This window comes from Tyzzerella sp. An114 (assembly GCF_002161055.1).
Lineage (GTDB): Bacteria > Bacillota > Clostridia > Lachnospirales > Anaerotignaceae > Fimicola > Fimicola cottocaccae.
In genome coordinates this window covers 123,648-149,661 of sequence record NZ_NFLT01000003.1, presented here as the reverse complement: position 1 = coordinate 149,661, position 26,014 = coordinate 123,648, and the positions used below count along the sequence as shown (strand labels likewise).

Below are 26,014 nucleotides of genomic sequence, written 5' to 3'. Positions count from 1 at the left end.
TAAACTTTATATAATTATGTTTATATGACTTCCACCAGTTTTGTCTTTTTTAACAACAATTTGACGGTCTATTTTGTCTTTAAGTTCTGAGACATGAGATATTATACCTACAAGTCTATTTCCCTCACTTAAACCTGCAAGAACCTGTACAGCCTGATTTAATGACTCCTCATCAAGAGAACCAAATCCCTCATCAACAAACATTGTATCTAATTTTACAGCAGATGATGACTGTATCTCATCAGAAAGACCTAAGGCAAGGGATAATGAAGCTTTGAAAGACTCTCCTCCTGATAATGTTCTTACACTTCTTTCTGTTCCATTATAATGGTCAATAATGTCAAGGTCTAAACCTGTTTGAACTCTGTTATTTTCAGCAGTTTTCTTTCTCACAAGTTCATATTGATTTCCTGTCATTTTCAAAAATCTTAAATTTGCTCTTGAAACTATTCTATCAAAATATGTCATCTGTATAAATGTTTCAAGTTTTACTTTTTCTTTTCCTGTTATAGTACCATTAGCTGTGTCTGAAAGAGCTTTAACCCATGATAGTTTTTTCTCCAATTTATTTAATTTTTCACTGTAATTATTTATATTATTCACAATACGTTTATTTATTGTGAGTCTTGAAAATGCCTCATCAGATTGTTTTGAGAATTCTATTTTTTGACTTTCAAGTTTCATTTTCTCATAGTTAAGTTTTTCTGTATCTATATCCTTTGAATTTTCAAGCTGTTTTTTATAAGACTGTATTTTTCCAGAAAGAGTATCTATATTTGTACGACTTTCATTTAATTTTTTCTCAGAATTTGAAAATTCTCTGTTTATACTATCAATTTCATTTTTATATACCTGTATTTGTTTTTCTGCCTCAGATTTTGAGCTGAATTCAGAAAGCTCTTTTTTCATTTCTGAAAGTTTTGAAATATTTTCTTTTATACCTCTTTCAAGAGAGGAAATTATTTTTTCTATTTCTTTTATTTCATTGTTTATAAAATCTCTGTCATTTTCTAAATTAGGAATTAACTCCTCTATTTTTATTTTTAAATTTTGGTTTTGCTGTTCTTTTGTATACTCATCTTTAAGCTCTTTTAATTTTTTTGTAACATCATAGAGCATTTTTTCACTTATATTTTTTATTTCTTCAAAATCACAGCTTATAGAAAGTTTTCTACTTATATCAATAATATCTGATTTCTTTTTAGATGTTTCAACACCTTTTTCACCAGCAATACGGCTTTTATCTGACTCATTTTTTTCAGCCTTTTCCATTTCATTTTTTGCCTTTTTTACGTCTTCCTCTTTTGGTGCATTTTCTTTTAGTATAGCCGGTTGTGGGTGATGTGTAGAACCACATACAGGACATTTTTTGCCCTCCTCAAGACTTATAGCCAATATTCCAGCTTGTTCATCAAGAAAAGCTCTGTTCATTATTTCATACTTTTCTTTTAAAATTTTTGATTTTTCAGAAGATTTAATATATTCATCTTGTGCCTTTGAAAGTTCTAAACATAAATTTTCATACTCTAAAATATTATTTTTTAATATTTTTATATCATCACGTTTTGTTTTATTTTCAGAGCCTTCTTTTTTAATTTCAGCCATTTTAACTTCACAGTCTTTAACTGTTTCAAGGTCTTTTTTATATTTTTCGATTAAATTTTTAGTATTATCAAGTTTTTCATTATATTTTTTAAGTTTTATTTCATTATTTTCAAGATTTTTTTCATCATCTTTTATTAAACTTTCTACTTTTTCAACATTATCATATTTTTCAAGTTTTTGTTCTATTATTGCTTTTGATGCCTCCAACTTAGGAGTGTTTTCTCTTTTTTTGCTGGCAATTTCATATTGATTTGATAAAATTTCAAAATCTTCTTTTGATTTTTCAAAATTTTTCTCTGTCAAATAAAGTTCTCTTTTTAAATTTTCTATTGTTTCAGCCTCTTTGAGCTGTATATTTATTTTCTCAATATTATCACTTATATCCTTAATAGAATTTTCTGATTTTGATTTTAATTCTGTATCTCTTGATATTATTCTTTCAATAAGGTTTAAAGTATCTTCAACAGTTAAATTTCCCTCTTTAGCCTTTCCGAGGTCAATAGTATCAACATTATCACTGTCACACAAAGCCCCTTTTATGTCACTGTTTCTCATTTTTACAAGGCTATCATATTCATTTGATAAACTGCTCTTTTCTTGAAAAAGTCTGTCTTGAAGTTTTTCATAGTTATCAGTTTTAAATATTCTTCTAAATATTTCTTTTCTTTCCTCTGTTGTAGCCAAAAGAAGTTTCAAAAAGTCACCTTGAGCTATCATTGCAATCTGTATAAATTGGTTTCTGTCTATTCCTATAATGTCTCTCACTGCATCTGTGACATCTTTTGTTATAACTCTACCGTCAGGATATGTAAGTTCAGCCTTTGCACTCTCTGTTGTTGTTCCTGTACCTCTTTTTGAGGCTCTCTCATACTTTGGATTTCTCTTTATTTTATAAGTTTTTCCTCTATATTCAAAATCAAGCTCAACAAATGTAGGTGTATCTTTATCAGCATATTTACTTCTTAACATATCTGGCTTTCTATTGTCTCCACTAGTTTCACCGTAAAGAGCATATGTTATAGCATCAAAAACAGTTGTTTTTCCTGCTCCCGTATCACCTGTAATAAGATACAATCCTTTGTCTCCCAATTTTTCCATATCTATATAAGTTTTACCGGCATAAGGTCCAAAGGCTGAAACTGTAAGTTTTAAAGGTCTCATAATATATCACCCCATATTTCTTCTGTAAGTTTTAAAATAAATTCCCTCTGTTCATCTGACATTGTTTGACCATTTTGACTTTCATAAAATTCAGAAAAAAGGTCAACAGGATTTCTATCTTTTACATCTTCCAAGGCTTCAAGGGTAAACTCACTTCTTGTTCTTTTATTGTCATAATCAAGTTTCATAATATTAGGATATATTACTCTAAGTTTTCCTATGGCGTCATTTACATCATTTTCATCAGTCAATATTATATGCATATAATCATTTCTGTTTATTTTTTCATAGTATTCTTTTCTAGTAATATCCTCAAAATTACCTCTTATCTCTCTCATATCTCTTTTAGGTGTAAGAGGAACTTTCTTTATACTTATATTTCCTTTTTCATTCATATCAACAACAGTTACAGACTTATTATGTCTTATCTCCGAAAATGAATATTTTAAAGGTGTACCACAGTATCTTATAGTTTCCCTTGATATATATTGAGGTCCATGAATGTGTCCCAAAGCTACATAATCAAAATTTTCAAAAACATCAGCATCTATATTGTCAGATCCTCCAACACTTATTTCTTCAGATTCACACCTTGTTGCACCAGTTACAAACTGATGAGTTATTATTATATTTCTCTCTTTAAAATAAGTATCTATTGTACCTATAACTGCCCTCATCATATCAGTATAAGTTTCTATATTTTTATTTTCAAAATATCTTCTAACATGGGCTGGTTTTATAAAAGGTATCATAAATACATTTATATTGCCGTATTTATCTTGTAATTTTACAGACTTTATATTTCCGTCATATACCGGAGACATATAAACTCCGCTTTTATCCATAATATTTGAGCCGAAAGCTATTCTTTCCGCCGAGTCATGGTTTCCACTTATTACAAAAACTTTTATATCTCTTTTTGAAATATTGTATAAAAACTTATCAAAAACTTGAACTGCTTCTGCTGATGGAACAGATTTGTCATATACATCACCAGCTATAATGACACAATCAACATTTTCATCATCAATTATATTAAGTATTTTTCCCAGTATATATTCTTGTTCCTCCAACATAGAAAATTCATTGACACGTTTTCCAATATGAAGGTCTGAAAGATGAATAAATCTCATATTATTCCTCCTCTTATTTTTAATCTTATACTAATTTTAACAAAATAGCTTATAAATTCAAACAAAAAAATAAGTGTACTCAATAAAATTGAGTACACTTATATATTAAAATTAAACAATGAGTGTTTTTATTTATATCTTAGTAACTTTAACAAGATTAATTCTCTTGTCATCAAATTCAACTATTTTAAAATTGTAACCACATATTTCTATTTCAGGTCGTTCATCATCATTAGGAACTCTTCCAAGTTCACCTATAAGGTATCCTCCCAATGTATCATAATCCTCTATATCTTCAAATTTTACACCAAGGAATTCCTCAACATCATAAATGTCTGTACTTCCATTCATAATATAGACACCATTTTCAATAGTCTCAATATCTTCTTTTTCTTCAACATCATATTCATCAAATATATTTCCAACAATTTCTTCAAGAAGGTCTTCCATAGTAACTATACCGGCTGTACCACCATATTCGTCAATTACTATTGCCATATGAACTTTTTTAACTTGCATTTCTTCAAAAAGTTCATCAGTCTTTTTTGATATTGGAACAAAATAAGGTTCCATAATAATGTTTTTAATATTAAACTCTTTATTATTATCATTTAATATATATTTGACAAAATCTTTTATATGAAATATACCTACAATATCGTCTATATTATCTTCATATACAGGTATTCTTGAGTATTTTTCTTCATTTATAACTTTCTTTATATCTTCAATAGTGGCCTCAACAGGAACAGCAACAATATCAGTTCTATGGGTTGCAATATCTTCAACTGATGTATTGTCAAACTCAAATATATTATTTATCATTTCCATTTCATTTTCATCAATTGAACCCATTCCACCTCCAGCATCAACCATCATCCTAATTTCTTCTTCTGTTATATTAACATCAAGTTTTGAAGGGTCAACACCGAACAGTTTTACAAATGTATTTGCAATAAATGTGTTTATTGTAACAAAAGGTTTCATTATTGAAGTTATAAAAACTATTTTTCCATAATTATTAAAAGCTGTATTGTCAGGGTCTTTTAAACCAAAACGTCTTGCTGCAAGATATTCAAAAGTATAAAAAAAGAATATAGATAATATAAAGCCTATTATATAAGCAACATAGACTTCAAAATCACTTATAACTGTTATATTTAAAGATAAAATCCAGTTAAATATTGTAAGAGCAGAAAATCTTGTAAAAAGAAAACTTCCTATTACAACACCAGTTACAATTAAAAGTCTAAGTGATGATATTTTATCTGTTTTATTTTTTATGCCTTCATAAAATATTCTGTATTTATTATCTCCTGTTTCTGCAAATGATTTTATTTTTCCTTCATTGACAGATATTAAAGCTGTCTCAAGTACAGAAAAATATGTAGTCAGAACCAGTGTAATTATAAATATGACCAAATAATGCAATAGAAATCAGTCCTCCAAATTGTATACAGTATGATAAACTACAAATATAGTTTATTACTATTACAAATATATGTCAAGTATAACAAACAGGCTCCTTTCTATAAGAAAAGAGCCTGTAAAAATACATATTATTAATTATTAATATAAAGGATATTTGAGAGTAAGAGCTTTAACTCTTGCCTTAGCCTCTGCTTTATTAGCTTCAAAGTCTTTAAGAGTTATTGCAATTATTTCTGCAATCTCTTTCATGTCTTCTTCTTTCATTCCTCTTGTTGTAACAGCAGGAGTACCAAGTCTAACACCACTTGTTATAAATGGAGACTGTGGGTCAAAAGGAATTGTATTTTTGTTACATGTAACACCTACTGCATCAAGCATTTTTTCTGCTTCTTTACCTGTAAGGTTAAGTTTTCTAAGGTCAACAAGCATAAGGTGATTGTCTGTACCACCAGAAACAATGTCAACACCATTTTCAATAAGAGCACTTGCAAGAGCTTTTGCATTTTTAACAACGTTTTCCATATACTCTTTATACTCTGGCTGTAATGCTTCTTTGAAACATACAGCTTTTGCAGCTATAACGTGCATAAGAGGTCCACCCTGTATTCCAGGGAAAATAGCTTTATCAATAGCCTTTGCATATTCCTCTTTACACATAATCATACCGCCTCTAGGGCCTCTTAATGTTTTATGTGTTGTTGTTGTAACAAAATCAGCATAAGGAACTGGTGATGGGTGAAGTCCAGCAGCAACAAGACCTGCAATATGAGCAATATCAACCATGAGATATGCACCAACACTCTTTGCAATATTGCTTATTCTCTCAAAATCAATAGTTCTTGCATAAGCACTTGCACCAGCAACAATCATTTTAGGATTGTTTTCTTTTGCAATTTTTTCAAGTTCATCATAATCTATAAATCCATCAGAGTTTACACCGTAAGGTATAACATTGAAATATTTACCGGAAATGTTTACAGGGCTACCATGAGTAAGATGACCACCTTGGTCAAGGTTCATACCAAGAATTGTATCTCCAGGTTTAAGCATTGCAAAGTATACAGCAATATTTGCCTGTGAACCTGAATGAGGCTGTACATTAACATGGTCTGCACCAAAAAGCTCTTTTGCACGAGCGATAGCAAGATTTTCTGCTATATCAACTTTTTCACAACCTCCATAATATCTCTTTGAAGGATAGCCTTCTGCATATTTGTTTGTAAGAGGTGTTCCCATAGCAAGCATAACAGCTTTTGAAACAAAGTTTTCTGAAGCTATAAGCTCAATATTATCTCTCTGTCTCTTAAGTTCAGCTTCTATACAGTCAACAATTTCAGGGTCAACTTTTCTAATTTCACTAAAATCAAATTCACTCACTTCTATTACCTCCAATTTGTATAAATATCCAATACAGAAAATCAAATGTCTCTGTGATGTAAACAAGTATAGCACAATTCAATTTTTAATACAAATGATTTTTCAATAAAATAGGCTTTATCAACAATTTTCTTATATATATGCTGTATATAATTAAATTAAAAACGGTAACATTTATATAAATTGACGAAATATATATACTTATCACAGTATAAATATTGACATTTTATTAAAAAAAGATAATAATTATATTGATATTATTTTATATACTAATGAAAAAGAGGAGTTTTTGGTAAAAATGGATAGCAAAGCAGTTTTGGAGCTGGCAATAAACACAGGTCAACTTATGTTGGTAAACGGTTGTGGCACGTCTCGCATTGAAGGAGTTATTAAAAGTATTCTTTCCACAAAGAACTTTATTAAAAATGAAGTTTTTGTTACAACTTCAGGAATAGTCGTAACAATAGAAAGTCAATCAACAGGTGTATTGACTATGGTAAAACATGTTCAAAAAAAATCAATGCACATGGAAAGAATAACAATGATTGAAGAGATAATAGACAGTTTTAGAAATGGCAGAATAACGGCAGACGAAGCCTTATCAAGACTTGATACAATAAATACAAATACAGGTTATAGATTTTTAATAACAACTCTAGCTTTTGGAGGAGCTGCCACATTTAGAACTCTTATGTTTAACGGTAATTACTGGGATGCTTTTACATCGTTTTTTGTAGGAATATGTTTGGGAATTTTTGTTCAAACATTAAATTCAAAGGGTGTAATAACATTTCTTGTAAATATATTTGGAGGATTTATAGTTGGTTTTTCAACAGTACTTTTTATGAGATATGGTTTTGGAACAAGTCTTGATAAAATAATAATAGGCTCTCTTATAGCCATAGCTCCCGGAGTTCCATTTCTCCATGCTGTAAATGATATTTTAAAAGGCGAACACATTTCCGGAGGAATACGTGCCCTTGAGGCACTTATAACAGGTGTAGCCATAGCAACAGGTATAGCATTTTCTGTAAAATTATGGCTTTTCCTTACAAAAGGAGGCGTTTTATGAGTATAATAGCACAAAGTACATTTTCATTTTTTGCTTGTCTATTTTTTGCAATAATATATAAAACACCAAAAAGCGAACTTGTTGCTTGTGGTATAACAGGAGCTTTTGGATATGGAGCTTATTATACATACTATGTAAATACAAATGAGCCTATGTTTGCCACATTTATAGGAGCTGTAACTGTTGCATTTATAGCAAAACTTTATGCTTCATCAAGAAAACTTCCTGTAATGCTATATGTCCTACCACCTATATTCCCTCTTGTTCCGGGAGCAAATATATATTATGCTGCCTATGGTGTTATTATGGAAAACATTCCTTATGCTGTTGCAAATGGTGTTAGAGCCTTTAAACTTTCAGGATTGTGTGTAATAGCACTTCTTATAATATTTTCAATACCAGATGAAATTTTTGATATTATAACAGGAGTATCAAGATTTAATATAGTTGAAAAAGAAGAAAACAACAGTATTAAAAATTAGACCGTAAAAATACGGTCTTTTTTTTCACCGATTTTTAACCTCTGCATAGTATATATTAAAAACAAAACCTTGAGGAGGTTTTAAAATGTCAACATTTGAACTCAAAGCAAACTGTATCGATTCAAAATGCTCAAAAGAAGAATGTATAATAGCTCAGAAAATATTTGACCAGTGTAGAATTCAAAAATGTTTAACACCGGGAATTTTAGGAGTTGCAAGAACTTATAGCTGTGGTTGTGATGATTGCTGCAAAGATAGCGAGCCAGTAACTCCACCAAGTAACGCTTCTTCAGTTTCAGTTAGAGACCTTGTACTTTCAAAAATTTCTATTGTAAGTAAGAAAAAAAATCCTTTCAAAAACTGTTATTGGGACGTTGAAGTAAGATTTACATTTGTGTATACACTTATGTTTAAATCTTCAGAAGGATGTGAGATTTGTTCTGTAAGAGCAACATCATCATACAACACTAAAGTAACATTATATGGCTCTGATGCCGGAGATGTTGTTGTTGCATCAGACTTATATTGCAGTAATGACCTTCTTTCTTCAGGACCTTTTGTTTCTGTTGAGGGAAAAGCAATAGGACTTCTTGCAGAACTCAAATATACAAACCGTTCTTCTTGCTGTGATTGTAACTGCGGTTGTGGATGTGATTGTAACTGTGACTGTGGATGTGATTGTGGCTGTAATAATTGTAATGGTTGTAACAATAATTGCAATATTACCCTTAGTGGTTCATATCCTGTTGCAGTCTGTGTTACAATAGGACTTTTTGCAGTAATAAAACTTTTCAGACCTGTTAATATTGTAGTAAAAACAGAAGGTTTCTGTATACCTGACGAATGTAAAGGTCCTTCAACAACAGAAGACCCATGTGATTTCTTTAATAACCTTGAATTCCCAATGAGTCTTTTTGAGCCGGGATTTACAGGAAAAGTTTCAAACAATTCATCAGATAATGGAAACTGTAACTGTGGTTGCGGTTGTAAATGAAATAATAATTTAAAACAATAATAAATAAAACCTCTCCTTTATTAAAAATTTAAAAATCAAAAAATGTACTCCCTTTAGGGAGTACATTTTATTAATTAAAGATTTATTTTGTTTATTATTGTATCTGTCATAGCTTCAATATATGAAGTGTCAATGTCCTCAACATTTCCGCCGTCACATAAAGCTGCATTTTCAGGTCTTATAGGAAGTTTCGCTAAAACATCAATACCCATTTCACCTGCTACATTTTCTATATTGCTCTTTCCAAAAGGATAGAGAACTTTTCCACAGTCTGGACATTCCATATAACTCATATTTTCAACTATACCAAGAACGTTTATATTCATTTTCTCAGCCATGTGATATGATTTCTTAACTATAAGAGAAACAAGGTCTTGAGGAGCAGTTACTATAACAGCACCATCAAGTTTTATTGTCTGGAATACAGTTAAAGGAACATCGCCTGTTCCCGGAGGCATATCTATAAGAAGAACATCTATATCTCCCCATAATACTTCCTGCCAAAACTGTTTTACAACTCCACCAATAATAGGACCTCTCCAAACAACAGGACTTTCATCATCATCAAGAAGTACATTTATACTCATAACTTTTATGCCAAGTTTTCCTGTTTCTATTGGGAAAGTTCCGTCTTTACAAGCCATAGCTTTCTCTTTTATACCAAAAACTTTTGGTATTGAAGGGCCTGTTATATCAGCGTCAAGTATACCTACTTTATATCCTCTTTTTGCAAGAGAAACTGCTAAAGATGAAGTTACAAGAGATTTTCCAACTCCACCCTTTCCACTTACAACGCTTATTACTTTTTTAATATTGCTAAGACTGTTATATGGTTCATGAAAATCAGTTTTTCTTTCTGAACAGTTTGAAGTACAGCCAGCACAGCTTGATTTGTCACAACTACTACTCATAATACATCTCCTCTTATGATATGATAAAATGATAAAATATTATTAAAAAAATTACCTAATTATTAATTATATAACTTTTAGAAAAATTTTCAATATATAATTAAATTATGATTTATACATATCAATAGTAACATATATATTCAAACTTTCAGAGCCTACTCCAACTCCTGCTTTGTCCATAGATGTTCCTAAAATATTACCTCTTTTACCTACATTTGACATAATATCTCCCATAACATCAAAAACATCTCCAGAAACTTTAGATATAGTCTCTGCGGCAAAATTAAATGTAACACCTGTATCATTCATTCTCTCAAAAGGAGTTTTTCCGTCTTTATTGTTGTATTCCAAATATTTATTTTTAACCATATCTTCAGAATGATTTTCCGCAGACAGAGAAACTTTATCATCCCATAATAATAACTCTATATCTCTTTTTGCTCTCTCACCGTTTATAATATCAAAAATCTCTTTTCCTATATGACTTTCAAGGCTTTCTGTATAATTTGAAACATCTCTTGAATAATTCTCTTTTTTATCGGATATTTTAATACTATAAACTTCACCTGTATTTACATCACAGTAAATTTCCATTTTGACAAAATTATCATACATAACAGCTTTATTTATTTCTTCATCATAATCATACTTATTTCCACCAGATGAAAATTTTTCGCCAATTTTTATATTTTCATAGTGACCATTTTCAGATGATGTATACACATCTACAACTTTACCATTTTTAATTCCTATCATAACAAGATTTTTATAATCGCTATTATAAATATATCTATTATATCCATACATAGTATTATCAATTCTCTGAGGCTTTCCAAATACTGATATAACTTTATCTTCACTATCACCTATATATATACTTTTACCATTTATATTTATAGGCTGCGATGTTACTGTATTATAGGCATTTAAAAATGCTGTGGCTGCCTGTTCTTTTGTAACATTTACTTTAGGATTAAAATAATTTCCAGAGCCACTCATTATACCATTTGACACAACAAAATTAACTCCTATCTTTGCACTGTCTGAAATATCAGTCTCATCAGCAAATTTTCTGTCATAGCTTCCTGAAATATTTATACCACAAGCACTCATTGTTTTATATATTACAACAGCAAGTTGTTCTCTTGTGACTTTTTTTGTAGGCTCAAATTTTCCATTAGATACATCACTCATAATTCCAAGTTCATAAGCTAGTATATTCATTTCAAAATCTGTATCACTAAAAGGATTATTTATAGTTGGTTTTGCACTTTTATCTGTATACATATTATAAAAATTTATAGCCAGTATACAGAGTTCCTCTTTTGTAATATCAGCTAGGGCATCATAAGCCAAAGACTGAGGCATAATTCCAAGCTCAACTGTTTTCTGGACATTTTTAACAGCCCAACTATTAGCATTTGTCTTTACATCAGCAGCAAAAACTGTATTAAAACAAAATGACGCTGTTACACATAAAACTGTTGCTGTTTGAACTATTCTTTTCATATTTATCCTCCTTCTGATATTATTAAAAAAATCCTATATATTATATCATATTATAAATAATCGGCAATACTTTCGATTATATACCATATTTTTATAATTCATTTCGTGTATAATACTATATTTATATATAAAATTGTTAAATAATAATCATTTTTGTTGTAAATGAAAATATTATGTTATATAATATGTATACTGATTTTATTTAAGGAGGTTATTATTTTGGTAAAAAAAGAACAGGGAATTGTAAAAGAAAATTTACGTGGTGGAAAAGGTTCTGTTGAAATTTTCCATATTCTCTCCGCTGATGAGCTTATGGGACATGGAAAAATGTATGCAAAGGTTGTAGTTAAACCTCACAGCAGTATCGGTTGGCATCAGCATGTAGGCGACACAGAGCCTTACTACATAGTTCAGGGTGAAGGTATATTCACAGACAATGACGGTTCTAAAATACGTGTTTCTTCTGGAGATATTTGTACAATAGAGGTTGGTCAGTTCCACAGTATGGAAAACGACACTGACAATGACCTTGTTATGATTGCTCTTGTTGTAAATGAAGAAGCTAAATAAAAAAATATAATAGAGGTGATTATCACCTCTTTTTTTATTGCCTATATTTTTCACAAAGTATATTTGTTTTAAATATAATATAAATAAAGATACTGTGGGAGGCAGTAATGAATAATATAGTTGAAATAAAAGATATGAGCCTTATATATAACACACCGGAAGGTGAAACTTTGGCTGTTGATAATCTTTCATTGTCAATAAAAAAAGGTGAATTTGTAGCAATAGTAGGCCCTAGTGGTTGCGGAAAATCTACAATACTCTCTGTTATAGCTGGTCTTTTAAAACCTACAACAGGAATTGTAAATGTAAATACAAATTCAATAATAGGCTATATGCTTCAAAAAGATTATCTATTTGAATGGAGAAATATATTTGATAATGTATGCTTAGGACTTGAAATTCAAAAGAAACTTACAGAAGAAGAAAAAAATTATGCCCATAAACTTCTTGAACAATATGGTCTATCAGATTTTGAAAAATCATATCCATCACAACTTTCTGGCGGAATGAGACAGCGTGCCGCTTTGATAAGAACTTTAATGCTTAAACCTGAAATACTTCTTTTAGATGAGCCTTTTTCTGCTCTTGATTATCAGACAAGATTGTCTGTATCTGATGAAATAGGAACAATTATAAAAAAAGAAAAAAAGACAGCAATACTTGTAACTCATGATATTTCAGAAGCAATATCTCTTAGTGACAAAGTTTTTGTCCTTACAAAACGACCGGCAAAATTAAAATCAATATATGAAATAAATCTTACAGCAGAAAACAGAACTCCTATGAAATCAAGGGAAGCTCCTGAATTTAAGGATTATTTTAATAATATATGGAAGGAGCTTGATGTTCATGTATGATAAAAATAGCAATGAAATATCACAATCACAAAAAATATATCTTCAAAAATTAAAGAGACGAAAAATAAATATAACAATAAGCAGATTTTTAATACTCGTTATAATATTCTCAGCATGGGAGATAACTGCAAATTTAGGCATTATTGACCCTTTTATATTTAGCAGTCCTTCAAGAATGTTCAAAGCACTTATTAATATGCTTAAAGACGGTTCTCTATGGCTTCATATAGGTATAACACTTTTTGAAACAGTTATAGGCTTTCTTTTAGGAACATTTATAGGTGTCGGTGTAGCTATTATTATGTGGTGGAATAAATTTATATCTGATGTCTTAGAGCCTTATTTAGTTGTCTTAAACTCACTACCAAAAACAGCACTTGCACCTATTATAATTGTATGGATGGGAAATAATATGTCATCAATAATAGTTGTAGCTCTCCTTACAAGTGTTATTGTAACGTTACTTTCTGTATATGATGGTTTCATGCATATTGATGAAGACAAAATAAAGCTAATTAAGACCTTTGGAGGAACTAAAAAACAAATTTTGTTTAAAGTAATACTTCCAGCCTCTATACCTACAATGGTAAATGCTTTAAAAATTAATATAGGTCTTTCATATGTCGGTGTTATAGTAGGAGAGTTTCTTGTGGCAAAAGCCGGACTTGGATATCTCATAACATATTCAAGCCAGACATTTAAACTTGATGTTGTTATGCTTTCTGTAATAATACTTGCAATACTGTCTGCACTTATGTATCAGGCTGTTTCAATTATAGAAAAACTTATTCTTAAAAAAATAAATCCTCAATAAAACAAAACAGCATTGTCAAAAAAGACAGTGCTGTTTTTTATAAATATTACAATTTTACATAACAACCAATACCCAAAGCACCCTCTCCAGTATGACAAACAACACTAAGAGAAAGTGGGTCACAATCTATATCAAAATCTGGGAAATTTTCCTGAACTTTTGCTTTCCAATACTCTCCAATACTTTCATCACCGGAATAAGCAACAGCAACACACATGTTGTCATAATCCTTAAATCTTTCAGTTAAATCTTTTTTTATAGCCTCAATAAGTTTTTTCTCAGCCATTTTCATTCCTCTTGTTTTAGAAAAAGCGTCAAGTTTACTTCCCTGTATCTGGAGTACAGGTTTTAAATTTAATACACTTCCTATGGCAGCACCGGCTGGAGTAACTCTACCACCCTTTTTTAAATATTTTAATGTATCAACAGCTATATATATACTAGCATCATAAGCAGTTTCTTCAAGTTTATTTTTAATTTCAACAGCAGAAAGTCCCATATCTCTAAGTTTTATTGCATCAAATACAGACTGTTTCTGTGTTATAGATATACGCTTATTATCAACAACTTGAACTTTACCCTCAAAATCATCTGAAAGCATTTTAGCAACATCACAAGAACTACTTAAACCTGATGACATAGGTATATGCACTATTGTATCATAATCTTTAAGAACATTTTCCCAAAGCTCAATTACAGAACCGGGAGAAGGTTGTGAAGTTGATATGTCAGAGTCTTTTCTCATTTCTTCATAAAATTGTTCTTTTGTAAAATTAAGACCTTCAAAATAAGAAACTCCATTTATTATAAAAGGCATAGGCAATATAAATATATCTAATTTATCAGCAAGTTCATTTGTAATTCCACTGTTTGTGTCTGTTATAATTGCAACTTTTTCAGCCATAAAGTCCTCCATTTGTATATTTTTATATTAATCTAGATAATAATATACGTGTTTTTTTATATTTTGTCAATGTAGGTCAATTTCAATTATAAACAATAAAAAAGCAGTTTATAAATTAATTTATAAACTGCTTTTTTATTTAATTCATTCTCTCAATAATTTTATCTATAAGTGTAAAAGCAACATCCTGTTTACTCATAAGCTCAAGAGATATTTCTTCATCTTTTGTAATGAGAGTAACTTTATTTGTATCAACACCAAATCCAGCTCCACTCTCTTTGAGATTATTAGCAACAATCATATCAATATTTTTCTTATGAAGTTTTGCCCTGGAGTTTTCTATCATATCTCTTGTTTCCATTGAAAAACCGCATATATACTGATTATTATTTCTGTGTTCACCTATATATTTTAAAATATCTGTTGTTCTCTCAAGATTTATAATCATGTCGCCGTCTTTTTTCTTTATCTTATCATCACTTACAGTTGCAGGTCTATAATCAGCAACAGCGGCAGATTTTATCACAATATCACACTGTTCAAAATTATCTCTTACAGCTTCAAACATATCCTGTGCACTCTTTATTTTAATAGTTTTTACAAAAGGCACTTCCGGTATATTTGTTTGACCGCTTACAAGAATAACTTCCGCTCCTCTAAGCATTGCAGCTCTTGCAATTTCATAACCCATTTTCCCAGTAGAATGGTTTGTTATATATCTTACAGGGTCTATACTTTCCTGAGTTGCTCCTGCTGTCACAAGTATTTTTTTACCTTTTAAATCTTTTTCACAGGCGATTTCTTTTTCTATATAGCTAAATAAAACCTGTTCTGAAGGCATTTTGCCGTCTCCCTCATCACGACAGGCAAGAAAACCTTTATCCGGTTTTATTATCTCAAAACCATAGTTTTCAAGTTTTTTGATATTATCCTGAACAATAATATTGTTATACATATTTGTGTTCATAGCTGGTGAAACTATTATTTTACACTTACAAGCAAGAGCTGTTGTTGTAAGCATATCATCAGCAATTCCATGGGCAAGTTTTCCTATAACATTTGCAGAGGCTGGAGCTATAAGCATAACATCAGCCTTCTTGGCAAGAGAAACATGGGCAACATGAAATTGAAAATTTCTGTCAAAAGTCTCAACAAGACATTTATTTCCTGTAAGAGTTTCAAAAGTTATTGGATTTATAAAATTAGTAGCATTTTTTGTCATTATAACGTGTACATCACAGTGTTTTTTGACAAGCATACTGGCAAGATTTGCAATTTTATATGCCGCAATGCTTCCTGTAACTCCAAGTACAACTGTTTTATCCTTAAGCATAAAATTTACCTCTTTTTAAATATAGTTATATGTAAAATCATCTATTTCCAAAGTTTAATTTAATAAGCACCTTACATATTGCAGCAGTTAAAATACCTGAAACTATTGCCTCAGGCACACCATTTGTGCCTATTATACCTATAATAAAAGTATAAAGAGCAGTAGGTGCAACATTATTAGCAGCAGCATAACTTTCTGTAAAGAATAAATATATAAAATTCATTACAAGAAGTGTGTTTGTTAAAGCACCTGAAACACCAGCAACAGCTAATGCAGCAGTGCTTGATTTATTATTTCTTGATAAAAGTTTATAAACAAAATATGGAATAACTCCTACAAGTATTCTAGGAACAAAACATATTATAATACTGTAAAAGTTTCCACTTACATCTCCTATGCTGTAAAAAGGTGAGAAAACAAAAGATGTGGCTGTTGGATTGATAGTATTGTTTACAAAGCTAGTAAGTCCAAAAACAAATCCAAGTATAGCTCCCTTTTTAGGTCCCATAAGTATAGCACCTATTATAACTGGAACATGGATAATTGTAGCTCTTGTAACAAAAAGTGGGATATATCCCAAGAATGGTGTAAATGCCATAATAACAATTATAGCAATAAAAAGTGCGAGCTGTACAAGCTCAAGAGTTTTTTTGTTAGTATTCATTTTTACCTCCTGCTATCGTTCTCAAAATAGAGATACAACGCTTTTTATTTTATTTTGAGCGAAAAACTCTGTATGCTCAATGAATAGAGTATAATACAAAATTATTGTAACTTCAATAATTATTTAACAAAAATATGGATTTTATATTAGACAAAAAAATAAGACATTTTATATTAAAATGTCTTATTTCCTAAAAGAAAAATTATCTTATTACTCGTCTAGCTGTTACATATGTACTAAGTCCATATGAATTATTTAAGTCTGATATAGTAACACAATATTCTTTTCCTGATGAAGCATGTATGTACTGACCGTTTCCAATATATATACCAACATGTGAAATTCCACCGTTATTTACACCTGTTGTATCAAAGAAAACAAGGTCTCCAGGTATAAGCTGTGATTTAGAAACAACAACACCATTTGATGCCATTGAAGCAGAAGTTCTGTTGAGTGTTATACCAAAGTTTTTGTATACAGAGTATACAAATCCTGAACAGTCAACACCTCTATTAAGATTAGTGCCACCCCATACATAAGGAGTTCCCATAAACTGTTTTGCATAAGAAACAACCTGTTCACCTTTTGATGAAGAAAGACTTCTTGAAGGTTTTTCTCCTGTTCTTACTGAACAATAATCAGCACTTAAATATCCTTCCTGTCCATCAGCAGTTTTAACTTTTACCCATGATTTTGAGTAGCTGTAAACATCTACAACCTCACCATAAGGAAGAACATCAATTATATCACCATTTGTTGATGCTGAGCTTCTAAGATTAAGTCCTGATGTTGCTAAAACAATACCATATGTATTCTGCATTAAAGTTTCCTCTTTTGTAGCAGAAGCCTGAACAGTAGTATTTTCCATGTTTGTAACAAGTTCAATAAGAGAACCTTCAACATACTGTTTACTTATGAAAGAGTTATCACTAAGTTTGTACCATTCATCATTCTGAGCTGTAACAGTTACAGCCTGTCCACTATTTGCAGTAGAAACAACATTGCTTTCTGTACTTGCAGCACTTCTTATATTAACACCATTTCCCACAACAGTAGCTTCAACTTTATTAACAGTAAGATACTGTGAAGAAACATAACCAGAAGTACCGTTATACATAACGTTGTACCAGTCTCCTTCTTTTCCAAGAACGTTAAACTCTGTTCCAACATTTGCACTACCTATAACTGAAGCTGTTGATGAAGCCTGTGAACGTATATTAACATTATTACCTGAAACCACTCCAAATGCAGCAGCGAACACTGTTGATGCACCCATAATAGAAACGAGGGAGCCTATAACAGCAACTCTACCTGCAAGTTTAAAAAAACCCATCGGCAAAACCTCCGTAATTAAATAAAACACTATAAATATTACATATTTATTACAGGTATTATTATAATTAATTTACAAGTATATGTCAAGGAATTTTAAGGAATACCTACGAAATTATTATATATTTATTAAGAAAATATTAACAGAATACAAATTGCATTATTTTACGACTATATTTTTGTAAAAAGCTCACAATTTTTAACTGTTTAAATATTAAACTTAAAAAATTATACATTTTAATTTTTTAACAATTATTACTAAATTATATAGTGACACAAGTATATTTTTTTATTATATTAATAATATAGGTAGGTGATATTATGACCATACAGAAATTAGAAGAATTGATTTCACGTTCAGAGTATGAAAAACTTGATTTTAAGCTGGATTTTAATATTGATAAAGAATCATCAAAACGGGAATTTGTAAAAGATGTTACAGCAATAGCCAATTCAAAAGGTGGCAGAGGATACATTATATTTGGTGTAGAAGATAAGAAAAAAGAAATTGTTGGAGTTACAGCCAAAAAAATTGAAGAAGAAAGAATACAACAACTTATATGCGGAAGGTGTGACCCTCCTGTTCCAATTCGTATGGAAGAAATAATATATAAAAACAAAAAACTTTTCGTTCTTACAATATTTAAAAGCAATCAAAGACCTCACCAAATTTTACAGACAGGCACATTTTATGTAAGACGAGGCTCAACAACAGACATTGCAAGAAGATATGAAGTTGCTTCAATGTTACAGGAAAATGGTATATTATCCTACGAAACTACAATATTACCAAATGCATATTTTAAAGACCTTGATTTTGAACTTTTAAAGAAATATTTTTCAAGTAGTTTTTCTGATGACTACAAAAAAACAATACTTCTTCTTGAGGCAACAGGAATTTTAGGGAGAGATACAGAGCGTTCAGAATACCACCCTACTGCTGGCGGAATGTTACTCTTTGGAAAAAATCCTCAAAACTTTTTGCCTTCAACAGGCATAAATATAGACTACTGTAAAAAAAGAATACACATAGAGGGAAATATACCTTCAATGTTAGATAAAGCAGAAGAAATACTACACAGTTATATAAAAAATGAAAACTATCCTCTCAATATTGTTCTTGAAGCTTTATATAATGCTGTTGTTCATAGAGATTATTGGGATAATACAAGAGAAATAACTGTTAGGATTGAGCCTAAAATGATTGAAATTGAAAATCCTGGAGCTGTTTGGAGAAATGAAGGTATAATAAATATAGACTCTGAAATAAATCCTCCTCGAAGAAACTCTTGGCTTTATCAAAGGTTACTTATATTTGACAAAAAACAGAGATTTACTCCAGGAACTTTAGGTTTAAAATGTGTACAGGATACACTTGAAACAAAGGGACATGAAGTAAAATTTGTAAATCTTACAAAGAAAAATATATTTAAAGTTGTTCTTCCAGGAACAGAGGAAATATAAAAAAACAGTATCTCAAAAGAGATACTGTTTTTATTTATATATTAAAGTTTTGCAAGTTCTTCTTCAAGAACTTTTGTAACAACAGCAGGATTTGCTTTTCCTTTAAGCTGTTTCATAGACTGTCCCATAAGGAATTTAACAACTTTTTCATTACCTTCTTTGTACTGTTTAATAGAGTTTGGATTTGCAGCAATAACAGCTGTAACAATATCTCTAACAAGGCTGTCATCACTTACCATCTGAAGGTTATTGTCTTTGATATACTGTTCAGGGTCAACATTGTCACTAAACATTTTTGCAAGAACTTCTTCTTTAGCTGTATTTCTATTTACAACACCATTTTTAACAAGGTTTATAAGTACACCAAGGTTTTTAGGGTCAAAGCTAATGTCATCTGGGTCTGTGTTTGTTTCAGAAGCAAGTCTTAAAACTTCAACCATAATCCAGTTTGAAACCTCTTTAGGATTATTGCATACAGCGTTAGCCTCTTCAAATATTTTAACAAGAGCTTTTGTTCCTGTGATAATATCAACGTCATATTCAGGAAGTTTATACTCTTTCATATATCTTTCTTTTTTCTCTGTTGGAAGTTCTGGGAGTGAAGCTCTTACTCTTTCAATCCATTCATCACTTATCTCAATAGGAACAAGGTCTGGTTCTGGGAAATATCTATAATCCTGTGCATTCTCTTTTGAACGCATAGCGAAGGATGAGCCTTTGTTATCGTCCCATCTTCTTGTTTCCTGAACAACTTTTTTACCTTCTGTAATAAGCTCAATCTGTCTTGCTCTTTCTCCTTCAATAGCTCTTGCAATAGCTTTGAAAGAGTTGATGTTTTTCATTTCTGTTCTTGTACCGTATTCATCCTGTCCGAAAGGTCTTACAGAAAGGTTAACATCGGCACGCATTGAGCCCTGTTCCATTTTACAGTCAGATACATCAATGTACTGTAAAATCTGTTTAAGTTTTGTAAGGTAAGCTATAACTTCTTCACCGCTTCTGAAATCAGGTTCACTTACAATCTCAAGAAGTGGAACACCACAACGGTTATAATCTACAAGTGTACAATCGTCCCATGGGTCATGGATAAGTTTTCCTGCGTCCTCCTCCATGTGTATTTCATGGATACCGATTGATTTTTTAACACCGTTTACCTCAATATCAATATGTCCATTACGGCATATTGGAAGATAAAGCTGTGACACCTGATAAGCCTTTGGAAGGTCAGGATAGAAATAATTTTTTCTGTCGAATTTATTGTACTGTGTTATTTCACAGTTTGTAGCAAGACCTGTACGGATTGCATATTCTACAACCTGCTCATTAAGTACAGGAAGTGTTCCAGGCATACCTGTACAAACTTCACATACGTGTGTATTAGGTTCGCCTCCGAACTCTGTTGTACAAGAGCAGAATATTTTTGTTTTAGTTGAAAGTTCTACATGGACTTCCAAACCCATGACGGTTTCAAATTCCATTGTTTTATGCCTCCTTTCCTGATTTAAGAACAGGTTTCTTTGTATGATAGTCAGTTGTGCTCTGGAAAGCAAAACCAGCATTTAAAAGTGTATCCTCACCAAATGGTTTTCCTATAAGCTGCATACCTATTGGAAGACCTTCTTTGTCAAATCCACAAGGAACAACAAGTCCTGGAAGACCTGCAAGATTTACAGATACTGTATAAATATCTCCTAAGTACATCTTAAGAGGGTCACTTAAGTTTTCACCAATCTTAAGGGCTGTTGTAGGAGCAGTAGGTGTTAATATAACATCATATTTTTCAAAAGCATCATCAAAAGATTTTTTGATAACAGCTTTTACCTGTAATGCTTTTTTATAGTATGCATCATAGTATCCACTACTTAAAACGAATGCACCTATAAGGCATCTTCTCTTAACTTCTTCTCCAAAACCTTCGCTTCTTGATTTATAGTAAAGGTCAACAAGACCATCAAAATCTTTAGCACTGTATCCATATTTGATACCGTCATATCTTGAAAGGTTTGAGCTAGCCTCAGCACAAGCTATTATATAGTATGCAGGTATAGCATAGTCAAGAGCAGGCATTTCAAATTCTTCAACAACAGCTCCCATTCCCTCAAGAACTTTAGCTGATGCAAGTATACTTTCTTTAACTTCAGGGTCAAGACCTTTTCCAAAATAGTTTGTAGGTATACCAATTTTCATACCTTTAATATTGTTATCAAGAACAAATTTCTTTGCTTCCTGTTTAACAGATGTACTGTCTTTAGGGTCATGTCCCATTATTGTTGAGAATACTTCAGCAACGTCCTCAACGTTTTTACCAATAGGTCCAATCTGGTCAAGAGATGAAGCATAAGCAACAAGACCATATCTTGAAACAGAGCCATAAGTAGGTTTAAGACCTGTAACACCACAGAAAGCAGCAGGCTGTCTTATAGAACCACCTGTGTCTGAACCAAGTGTACAGAATGCTTCCTCAGCAGCAACAGCAGCAGCAGAACCGCCACTACTTCCGCCAGGAACTCTGTCTGTATTCCAAGGGTTTTTTGTAGCACCAAAGAATGATGTCTCTGATGTACTACCCATAGCAAATTCGTCCATGTTAAGTTTACCAAGTATTACGGCACCAGCATTTTCAAGTTTTGAAACTGCTGTTGATGTATATGTTGGTTTAAAGTTTGAAAGCATTCTTGAACCACAAGATGTCTGTATACCTTTTGTACACATATTATCTTTAACACCCATAGGAACACCTGCAAGAGGTGATGTAAGAGTGCCGTCAGAAATAAGTTTCTGAACTTCTTCAGCTCTCTTTAATGCTTCATCTTTACATACTGTAACGTAGCAGTTATATGTGCTATCGTATTTTTCTATATTGTCAAGGCTGGCTTTTGTAGCTTCAACAACGCCGATTTCACCAGCTTTAATCTTTTTACCCAATTCAAGGGCTGAAAGACCTGTAATTTCCATTTGTAAATTCCTCCTTTACTCAACTGTTTTAGGTACTTTGAAACAGCCTTCCTTCTTATTAGGAGCATTAAGTGTTATAATGTCTCGGTCAACGGAAGGTTTTACAACGTCTTCCCTAAATACATTTTTTACAGGGAAAGCGTGGGACATAGCTTCAATATCAGTTGTATCGAGAGTATTTAATGTATCCATATAATCAATGATTTTTCCAATTTCCTCTTTACCCTTTTCTCTTTCTTCTCCAGAAAGTTCAAGACGGGCAAGCTGGCTGATGTAATCTATCATTTCGTCTGTAATTTTCATATACTTACACCTTCTTATACAAAAAATTTTTAAAAATTAAGGTACGAGTCTTGTCATATCTCTTGGGAACATTGAAGCTTCACGAACGTTTACACCGTCCATAAGTTTCATACAAAGTCTTTCAAGTCCCATTCCAAGACCGCCATGAGGTGGCATACCATATTTGTGTATCATAAGATAAGACTCAAAGTCATTAGGGTCAAGACCTTTGCTAATCATTTTAGCAACCTGTGTATCATAATCATGAATTCTCTGTCCACCTGTTGTAATTTCCATACCTCTGAAAAGAAGGTCAAAACTCAATGTATATTTAGGGTCTTCTGGGTCGTCCATAGCGTAGAAAGGACGTTTTTTAACAGGGTAGTGTGTTACGAATACAAATTCACTGCCATATTTTTCAGCAAAGAGTTTTGAAATAAGCTGTTCTTCTTCTGGCTCAAGGTCATATGGGTCTTTAATTTTTCTGTTATATTCAGCAGCAACCATTTCTTTTGCATCTTTGAATTTAACCATAGGTATTTTATCTATAACAGGAAGTGTAATATTTAATATTTTAAGTTCTCTGTCATAGTCTCTCTTAAGAACTTCAAACATATGTTTTAAAGCACCAGTTTCAGCATCAATAACATCAACAAAGCTATCAATGAAACCAAGTTCCATGTCAACACCAATATACTCATTAAGATGTCTTGTTGTGTTATGTTTTTCAGCTCTGAAAACAGGTCCAATTTCAAATACTCTCTCATATACACCTACAAGAGTCTGTTTGTAGAACTGAGGGCTCTGTGCAAGATATGCTTTTTTCCCAAAATAATCAAGTTTAAATATATTAGCTCCACCTTCAGCACCACTTGCAACGATTTTAGGTGAACGGATTTCTGTATATCCTTCTTTTTCAAAGTATTCTCTAAATCCTCTTACAACACCTTCCTGAAGTTTGAAAACAGCTCTTTCTCTGTTGTTTCTTAAAGTTATAGGACGCATTGAAACTTTTGTTTCAAGAGACATTCCAAGTTTTCTTTTTGAAAGATTTACAGGAGTCTGTTCCTTAGGCGTTGAGAGAACTTTTAAGTCTACAAGGTGGATTTCAAAGCCATTTGGAGCTCTGTCATCTCTTTTAACATTTCCTGTAACCTGTATTGACGCTTCTGTCATTATATCGGAAAGTTCAAAGTGAGAATTACCTTTCTCATAAACACACTGAACAAGTCCGTTTCTCTTTCTTAAAGTAACAAAACCAAAATCACCCATGTCTTTTATAGAATAAACCATACCATGAGTTTTTGCTTCAGCACCGTCTTCCAAAAGCATTAAATCGGATATTTCCATATCTTTTGGCTGACAGCTTCCTGTAACATATTCCATTAATATCGCTCCTTCTGAAATTTCTATTTTTATACCTAAAAGGTATTTTAGTCTTTACATAAAAAACCTATTTTATAACAATAACATAAATTTTCCTTAAAATCAAATTATTTTAAGACTTCATCCAAAAAATGACCATTTTTATAAAAAAGCTGACCGTCTGCGTAAATTTCTCCGCATTTTGTCATATCGTTAATCATATCCCAATGTATAGCGGAGTCATTTTTTCCTCCGGCTTCCTCCATAGCAGCACCAACAGCCATATGCATAGTACCGCCCATTTTTTCATCAAAGAGTATATTCTTTGTATATCTATCTATACTGTAATTTGTACCAATAGCAACCTCTCCAAAAAATCTTGAGCCTTCATCTGTATCTATATAAGAAATAAGTTTATCAAGGCTTTCTCTATTTTTACAGTCAATATTCTCTATCTTTCCATTTTTAACAGTAAATTTAACATTTTCAAATTCATCACCGTTTAATATAGCAGGATATGAGAATGTTATATAACCGTTTATATCATTCTCAACAGGTGAAGTGAATATTTCACCATCTGGGAAATTCTCTTTTCCACAACAGTTTATCCATTTCCTACCTGAAATATTAACTTTTATATCTGTATCAACGCTTATAATATGAAGCTCTTTTTTTGTATCAAGATATTTTACCCATTTTTCTTGAAAACTCTCAATCTCTCTCCATTTAGAAATTGGGTCATCTTCATATATAAATCCTGCCTTATATACAAAATCCTCATATTCATCAAGGCTCATATTAGCACATTGAGCATCACCATTTGCCGGAAACTGTGTTCCACACCAACGTAATTCTCCTGTTGCTGAACGTTTATTATATATTTTTCTGTTTTCAATATTTCCAAGACGTCTTTTTTTAAGTCGTTCTCCAGACGCAGAAACAAAAGTTTTTAAATTATCACTACCCCATGCACTTATCCAAACATCACTTTTGGCACACTCACCAAATCTAAAGTTAGGCTCTTTTAATTGTTCATCATTTCCCTCTTTTATTATACATTCATCAATCTCAGGAATATCAACAAAATATTTTACAATTCCACCTTTTTTTATAGCAGCCTTTGCAACAGCTTTTATAAAAGGTAAAGAGACCTCCTCACCAGAGACAGCTACTTTATCACCCTTCTTTACTTCTGTTGAATAATTTACAAGTATATCTGCAAGTTTTTCCAATCTGTAATCTTTCAAAATGCTCATTCCTTTTTATGTCAAATTATATCAAATTATTTCTATTGTATATCCTATCATATAATTATAATAATAAACAATATATATAAATACATTTTAATTATTTTAAAATCTATCTTTTAATGTTTCAATATCTTCTTTATTAATCCATTCTTCAGAATATCCACAGGAGCAACAAACATATCTATCAACTAATACTGCTGAAAAAATAGTTAAGCCTACTTGAATATTATTTCCCGAACCATAAGCCCCCGATTTTCCCGGAACTTTTAAAATATCATTACCATTACATTTTGGACAAATACCTGTATTTTTCATATAAAACACCTCCATATAATAAAATCACTAAAAATTTATATTTTAATTATATAATAAATAAACCTATTTTTAAATTTAATTTTACTATCTTGACACAGTATAAAATCTGGTTTATTATACTTTTGTATATTGTAAAAACTGTGACGGGAAATAGTAGATTTATGTTTCATTACAGAAAGAAGGCGGTTGATGAAAGCCTTTATGATAGTATTT

Annotated in this window: 23 protein-coding genes and 1 other annotated feature (1 of these 24 running past the window's edge); of the genes, 7 read left to right on the top strand and 16 right to left on the bottom strand. The window is 31.3% G+C overall.

All coding sequences use genetic code 11. The features are described 5' to 3' along the window. Positions 1-6: 6 nt before the first annotated feature. From B5E58_RS03960 to glyA, 4 genes are all read right to left on the bottom strand, one after another. Positions 7-2,766, bottom strand: a complete 2,760-nt coding sequence (locus tag B5E58_RS03960) for an AAA family ATPase (RefSeq protein ID WP_088108393.1) — start codon at positions 2,764-2,766, stop codon at positions 7-9. Beyond that, a complete protein-coding gene (locus tag B5E58_RS03955) occupies positions 2,763-3,899 on the bottom strand; it encodes an exonuclease SbcCD subunit D (RefSeq protein WP_088108392.1) in 1,137 nt (378 codons plus the stop codon). Before B5E58_RS03955 ends, B5E58_RS03960 begins: the two co-directional genes overlap by 4 nt. A gap of 132 nt (positions 3,900-4,031) precedes the next feature. Beyond that, positions 4,032-5,330, bottom strand: coding sequence for a hemolysin family protein (locus B5E58_RS03950; protein ID WP_088108391.1), 1,299 nt, complete (start codon positions 5,328-5,330; stop codon positions 4,032-4,034). Positions 5,331-5,468: 138 nt separating this feature from the next. Then, positions 5,469-6,707: a serine hydroxymethyltransferase gene (glyA, locus tag B5E58_RS03945; protein WP_088108390.1), complete on the bottom strand. Its 1,239-nt coding sequence runs from the start codon at positions 6,705-6,707 to the stop codon at positions 5,469-5,471. A gap of 298 nt (positions 6,708-7,005) precedes the next feature. Here glyA and B5E58_RS03940 point away from each other — a divergent pair, with 298 nt between their 5' ends. From B5E58_RS03940 to B5E58_RS03930, 3 genes are all read left to right on the top strand, one after another. Further along, positions 7,006-7,779, top strand: a complete 774-nt coding sequence (locus B5E58_RS03940; RefSeq protein ID WP_143597230.1) for a threonine/serine exporter family protein — start codon at positions 7,006-7,008, stop codon at positions 7,777-7,779. Next, positions 7,776-8,261: a threonine/serine exporter family protein gene (locus B5E58_RS03935; RefSeq protein ID WP_158097660.1), complete on the top strand. Its 486-nt coding sequence runs from the start codon at positions 7,776-7,778 to the stop codon at positions 8,259-8,261. Before B5E58_RS03940 ends, B5E58_RS03935 begins: the two co-directional genes overlap by 4 nt. A gap of 85 nt (positions 8,262-8,346) precedes the next feature. Continuing rightward, a complete protein-coding gene (locus B5E58_RS03930; protein ID WP_088108387.1) occupies positions 8,347-9,255 on the top strand; it encodes a hypothetical protein in 909 nt (302 codons plus the stop codon). A 95-nt stretch (positions 9,256-9,350) separates the two neighbouring features. Here B5E58_RS03930 and B5E58_RS03925 read toward each other — a convergent pair whose 3' ends face one another. Further along, positions 9,351-10,187 (bottom strand): Mrp/NBP35 family ATP-binding protein, encoded by an 837-nt coding sequence (locus tag B5E58_RS03925; protein WP_088108386.1) that lies wholly within the window; start codon positions 10,185-10,187, stop codon positions 9,351-9,353. A gap of 105 nt (positions 10,188-10,292) precedes the next feature. Further along, positions 10,293-11,696, bottom strand: a complete 1,404-nt coding sequence (locus B5E58_RS03920) for a CAP-associated domain-containing protein (protein WP_088108385.1) — start codon at positions 11,694-11,696, stop codon at positions 10,293-10,295. 219 nt (positions 11,697-11,915) lie between these two features. Between B5E58_RS03920 and B5E58_RS03915 the strand changes: the two genes are divergently transcribed. The 3 genes from B5E58_RS03915 (at position 11,916) to B5E58_RS03905 (ending at position 13,937) form a co-directional block, all read left to right on the top strand. After that, positions 11,916-12,266, top strand: coding sequence for a cupin domain-containing protein (locus tag B5E58_RS03915; RefSeq protein WP_242956591.1), 351 nt, complete (start codon positions 11,916-11,918; stop codon positions 12,264-12,266). Positions 12,267-12,373: 107 nt separating this feature from the next. Further along, a complete protein-coding gene (locus B5E58_RS03910) occupies positions 12,374-13,123 on the top strand; it encodes an ABC transporter ATP-binding protein (RefSeq protein WP_088108383.1) in 750 nt (249 codons plus the stop codon). Beyond that, the gene (locus B5E58_RS03905) at positions 13,116-13,937 is read left to right on the top strand and encodes an ABC transporter permease (protein ID WP_088108501.1); all 822 of its coding nucleotides are present in this window, start codon (positions 13,116-13,118) and stop codon (positions 13,935-13,937) included. Before B5E58_RS03910 ends, B5E58_RS03905 begins: the two co-directional genes overlap by 8 nt. A gap of 46 nt (positions 13,938-13,983) precedes the next feature. Here the strand turns inward: B5E58_RS03905 and B5E58_RS03900 are convergent, their stop codons facing one another. From B5E58_RS03900 to B5E58_RS03885, 4 genes are all read right to left on the bottom strand, one after another. After that, positions 13,984-14,841 carry a DegV family protein gene (locus B5E58_RS03900; RefSeq protein WP_242956590.1) on the bottom strand — a complete coding sequence of 286 codons (858 nt, stop codon included), beginning with the start codon at positions 14,839-14,841 and terminating at the stop codon, positions 13,984-13,986. A 139-nt stretch (positions 14,842-14,980) separates the two neighbouring features. After that, on the bottom strand, positions 14,981-16,174 hold the full coding sequence (gene coaBC, locus B5E58_RS03895) for a bifunctional phosphopantothenoylcysteine decarboxylase/phosphopantothenate--cysteine ligase CoaBC (RefSeq protein ID WP_088108381.1): 1,194 nt from the start codon (positions 16,172-16,174) through the stop codon (positions 14,981-14,983). 37 nt (positions 16,175-16,211) lie between these two features. Continuing rightward, positions 16,212-16,838 (bottom strand): ECF transporter S component, encoded by a 627-nt coding sequence (locus tag B5E58_RS03890; RefSeq protein WP_088108380.1) that lies wholly within the window; start codon positions 16,836-16,838, stop codon positions 16,212-16,214. Positions 16,839-17,040: 202 nt separating this feature from the next. After that, positions 17,041-18,171: a C40 family peptidase gene (locus B5E58_RS03885; protein WP_088108379.1), complete on the bottom strand. Its 1,131-nt coding sequence runs from the start codon at positions 18,169-18,171 to the stop codon at positions 17,041-17,043. 320 nt (positions 18,172-18,491) lie between these two features. Between B5E58_RS03885 and B5E58_RS03880 the strand changes: the two genes are divergently transcribed. Next, positions 18,492-19,634, top strand: a complete 1,143-nt coding sequence (locus B5E58_RS03880) for an AlbA family DNA-binding domain-containing protein (protein ID WP_088108378.1) — start codon at positions 18,492-18,494, stop codon at positions 19,632-19,634. Positions 19,635-19,675: 41 nt separating this feature from the next. Here the strand turns inward: B5E58_RS03880 and gatB are convergent, their stop codons facing one another. The 6 genes from gatB to B5E58_RS03850 form a co-directional block, all read right to left on the bottom strand. Continuing rightward, positions 19,676-21,112, bottom strand: coding sequence for an Asp-tRNA(Asn)/Glu-tRNA(Gln) amidotransferase subunit GatB (gene gatB, locus B5E58_RS03875; protein WP_088108377.1), 1,437 nt, complete (start codon positions 21,110-21,112; stop codon positions 19,676-19,678). Positions 21,113-21,116: 4 nt separating this feature from the next. Continuing rightward, positions 21,117-22,589, bottom strand: coding sequence for an Asp-tRNA(Asn)/Glu-tRNA(Gln) amidotransferase subunit GatA (gene gatA / locus B5E58_RS03870; protein WP_088108376.1), 1,473 nt, complete (start codon positions 22,587-22,589; stop codon positions 21,117-21,119). A gap of 15 nt (positions 22,590-22,604) precedes the next feature. Next, positions 22,605-22,892 carry an Asp-tRNA(Asn)/Glu-tRNA(Gln) amidotransferase subunit GatC gene (gatC, locus tag B5E58_RS03865; RefSeq protein WP_088108375.1) on the bottom strand — a complete coding sequence of 96 codons (288 nt, stop codon included), beginning with the start codon at positions 22,890-22,892 and terminating at the stop codon, positions 22,605-22,607. A 36-nt stretch (positions 22,893-22,928) separates the two neighbouring features. After that, a complete protein-coding gene (gene aspS, locus B5E58_RS03860) occupies positions 22,929-24,257 on the bottom strand; it encodes an aspartate--tRNA(Asn) ligase (RefSeq protein ID WP_088108374.1) in 1,329 nt (442 codons plus the stop codon). 107 nt (positions 24,258-24,364) lie between these two features. After that, complete coding sequence (locus B5E58_RS03855) at positions 24,365-25,492, bottom strand: aminopeptidase (RefSeq protein ID WP_330395606.1); 1,128 nt, start codon at positions 25,490-25,492, stop codon at positions 24,365-24,367. Between the two features lie 96 nt (positions 25,493-25,588). Next, positions 25,589-25,801, bottom strand: a complete 213-nt coding sequence (locus B5E58_RS03850) for a hypothetical protein (RefSeq protein ID WP_088108372.1) — start codon at positions 25,799-25,801, stop codon at positions 25,589-25,591. Between the two features lie 131 nt (positions 25,802-25,932). Beyond that, positions 25,933-26,014: a binding site (T-box leader), on the top strand (it continues 137 nt past the right edge of the window).

What these genes read in the sequence shown, in the direction of transcription:
- B5E58_RS03960 (WP_088108393.1), bottom strand. Translation starts at nt 2,766, where the DNA reads ATGAGACCTTTAAAACTTACAGTTTCAGCCTTTGGACCTTATGCCGGT.
- B5E58_RS03955 (WP_088108392.1), bottom strand. Translation starts at nt 3,899, where the DNA reads ATGAGATTTATTCATCTTTCAGACCTTCATATTGGAAAACGTGTCAAT.
- B5E58_RS03940 (WP_143597230.1), top strand. Translation starts at nt 7,006, where the DNA reads ATGGATAGCAAAGCAGTTTTGGAGCTGGCAATAAACACAGGTCAACTT.
- B5E58_RS03935 (WP_158097660.1), top strand. Translation starts at nt 7,776, where the DNA reads ATGAGTATAATAGCACAAAGTACATTTTCATTTTTTGCTTGTCTATTT.
- B5E58_RS03930 (WP_088108387.1), top strand. Translation starts at nt 8,347, where the DNA reads ATGTCAACATTTGAACTCAAAGCAAACTGTATCGATTCAAAATGCTCA.
- B5E58_RS03925 (WP_088108386.1), bottom strand. Translation starts at nt 10,187, where the DNA reads ATGAGTAGTAGTTGTGACAAATCAAGCTGTGCTGGCTGTACTTCAAAC.
- B5E58_RS03920 (WP_088108385.1), bottom strand. Translation starts at nt 11,696, where the DNA reads ATGAAAAGAATAGTTCAAACAGCAACAGTTTTATGTGTAACAGCGTCA.
- B5E58_RS03910 (WP_088108383.1), top strand. Translation starts at nt 12,374, where the DNA reads ATGAATAATATAGTTGAAATAAAAGATATGAGCCTTATATATAACACA.
- B5E58_RS03905 (WP_088108501.1), top strand. Translation starts at nt 13,116, where the DNA reads ATGTATGATAAAAATAGCAATGAAATATCACAATCACAAAAAATATAT.
- B5E58_RS03900 (WP_242956590.1), bottom strand. Translation starts at nt 14,841, where the DNA reads ATGGCTGAAAAAGTTGCAATTATAACAGACACAAACAGTGGAATTACA.
- coaBC (WP_088108381.1), bottom strand. Translation starts at nt 16,174, where the DNA reads ATGCTTAAGGATAAAACAGTTGTACTTGGAGTTACAGGAAGCATTGCG.
- B5E58_RS03890 (WP_088108380.1), bottom strand. Translation starts at nt 16,838, where the DNA reads ATGAATACTAACAAAAAAACTCTTGAGCTTGTACAGCTCGCACTTTTT.
- B5E58_RS03885 (WP_088108379.1), bottom strand. Translation starts at nt 18,171, where the DNA reads ATGGGTTTTTTTAAACTTGCAGGTAGAGTTGCTGTTATAGGCTCCCTC.
- B5E58_RS03880 (WP_088108378.1), top strand. Translation starts at nt 18,492, where the DNA reads ATGACCATACAGAAATTAGAAGAATTGATTTCACGTTCAGAGTATGAA.
- gatB (WP_088108377.1), bottom strand. Translation starts at nt 21,112, where the DNA reads ATGGAATTTGAAACCGTCATGGGTTTGGAAGTCCATGTAGAACTTTCA.
- gatA (WP_088108376.1), bottom strand. Translation starts at nt 22,589, where the DNA reads ATGGAAATTACAGGTCTTTCAGCCCTTGAATTGGGTAAAAAGATTAAA.
- gatC (WP_088108375.1), bottom strand. Translation starts at nt 22,892, where the DNA reads ATGAAAATTACAGACGAAATGATAGATTACATCAGCCAGCTTGCCCGT.
- aspS (WP_088108374.1), bottom strand. Translation starts at nt 24,257, where the DNA reads ATGGAATATGTTACAGGAAGCTGTCAGCCAAAAGATATGGAAATATCC.
- B5E58_RS03855 (WP_330395606.1), bottom strand. Translation starts at nt 25,492, where the DNA reads ATGAGCATTTTGAAAGATTACAGATTGGAAAAACTTGCAGATATACTT.
- B5E58_RS03850 (WP_088108372.1), bottom strand. Translation starts at nt 25,801, where the DNA reads ATGAAAAATACAGGTATTTGTCCAAAATGTAATGGTAATGATATTTTA.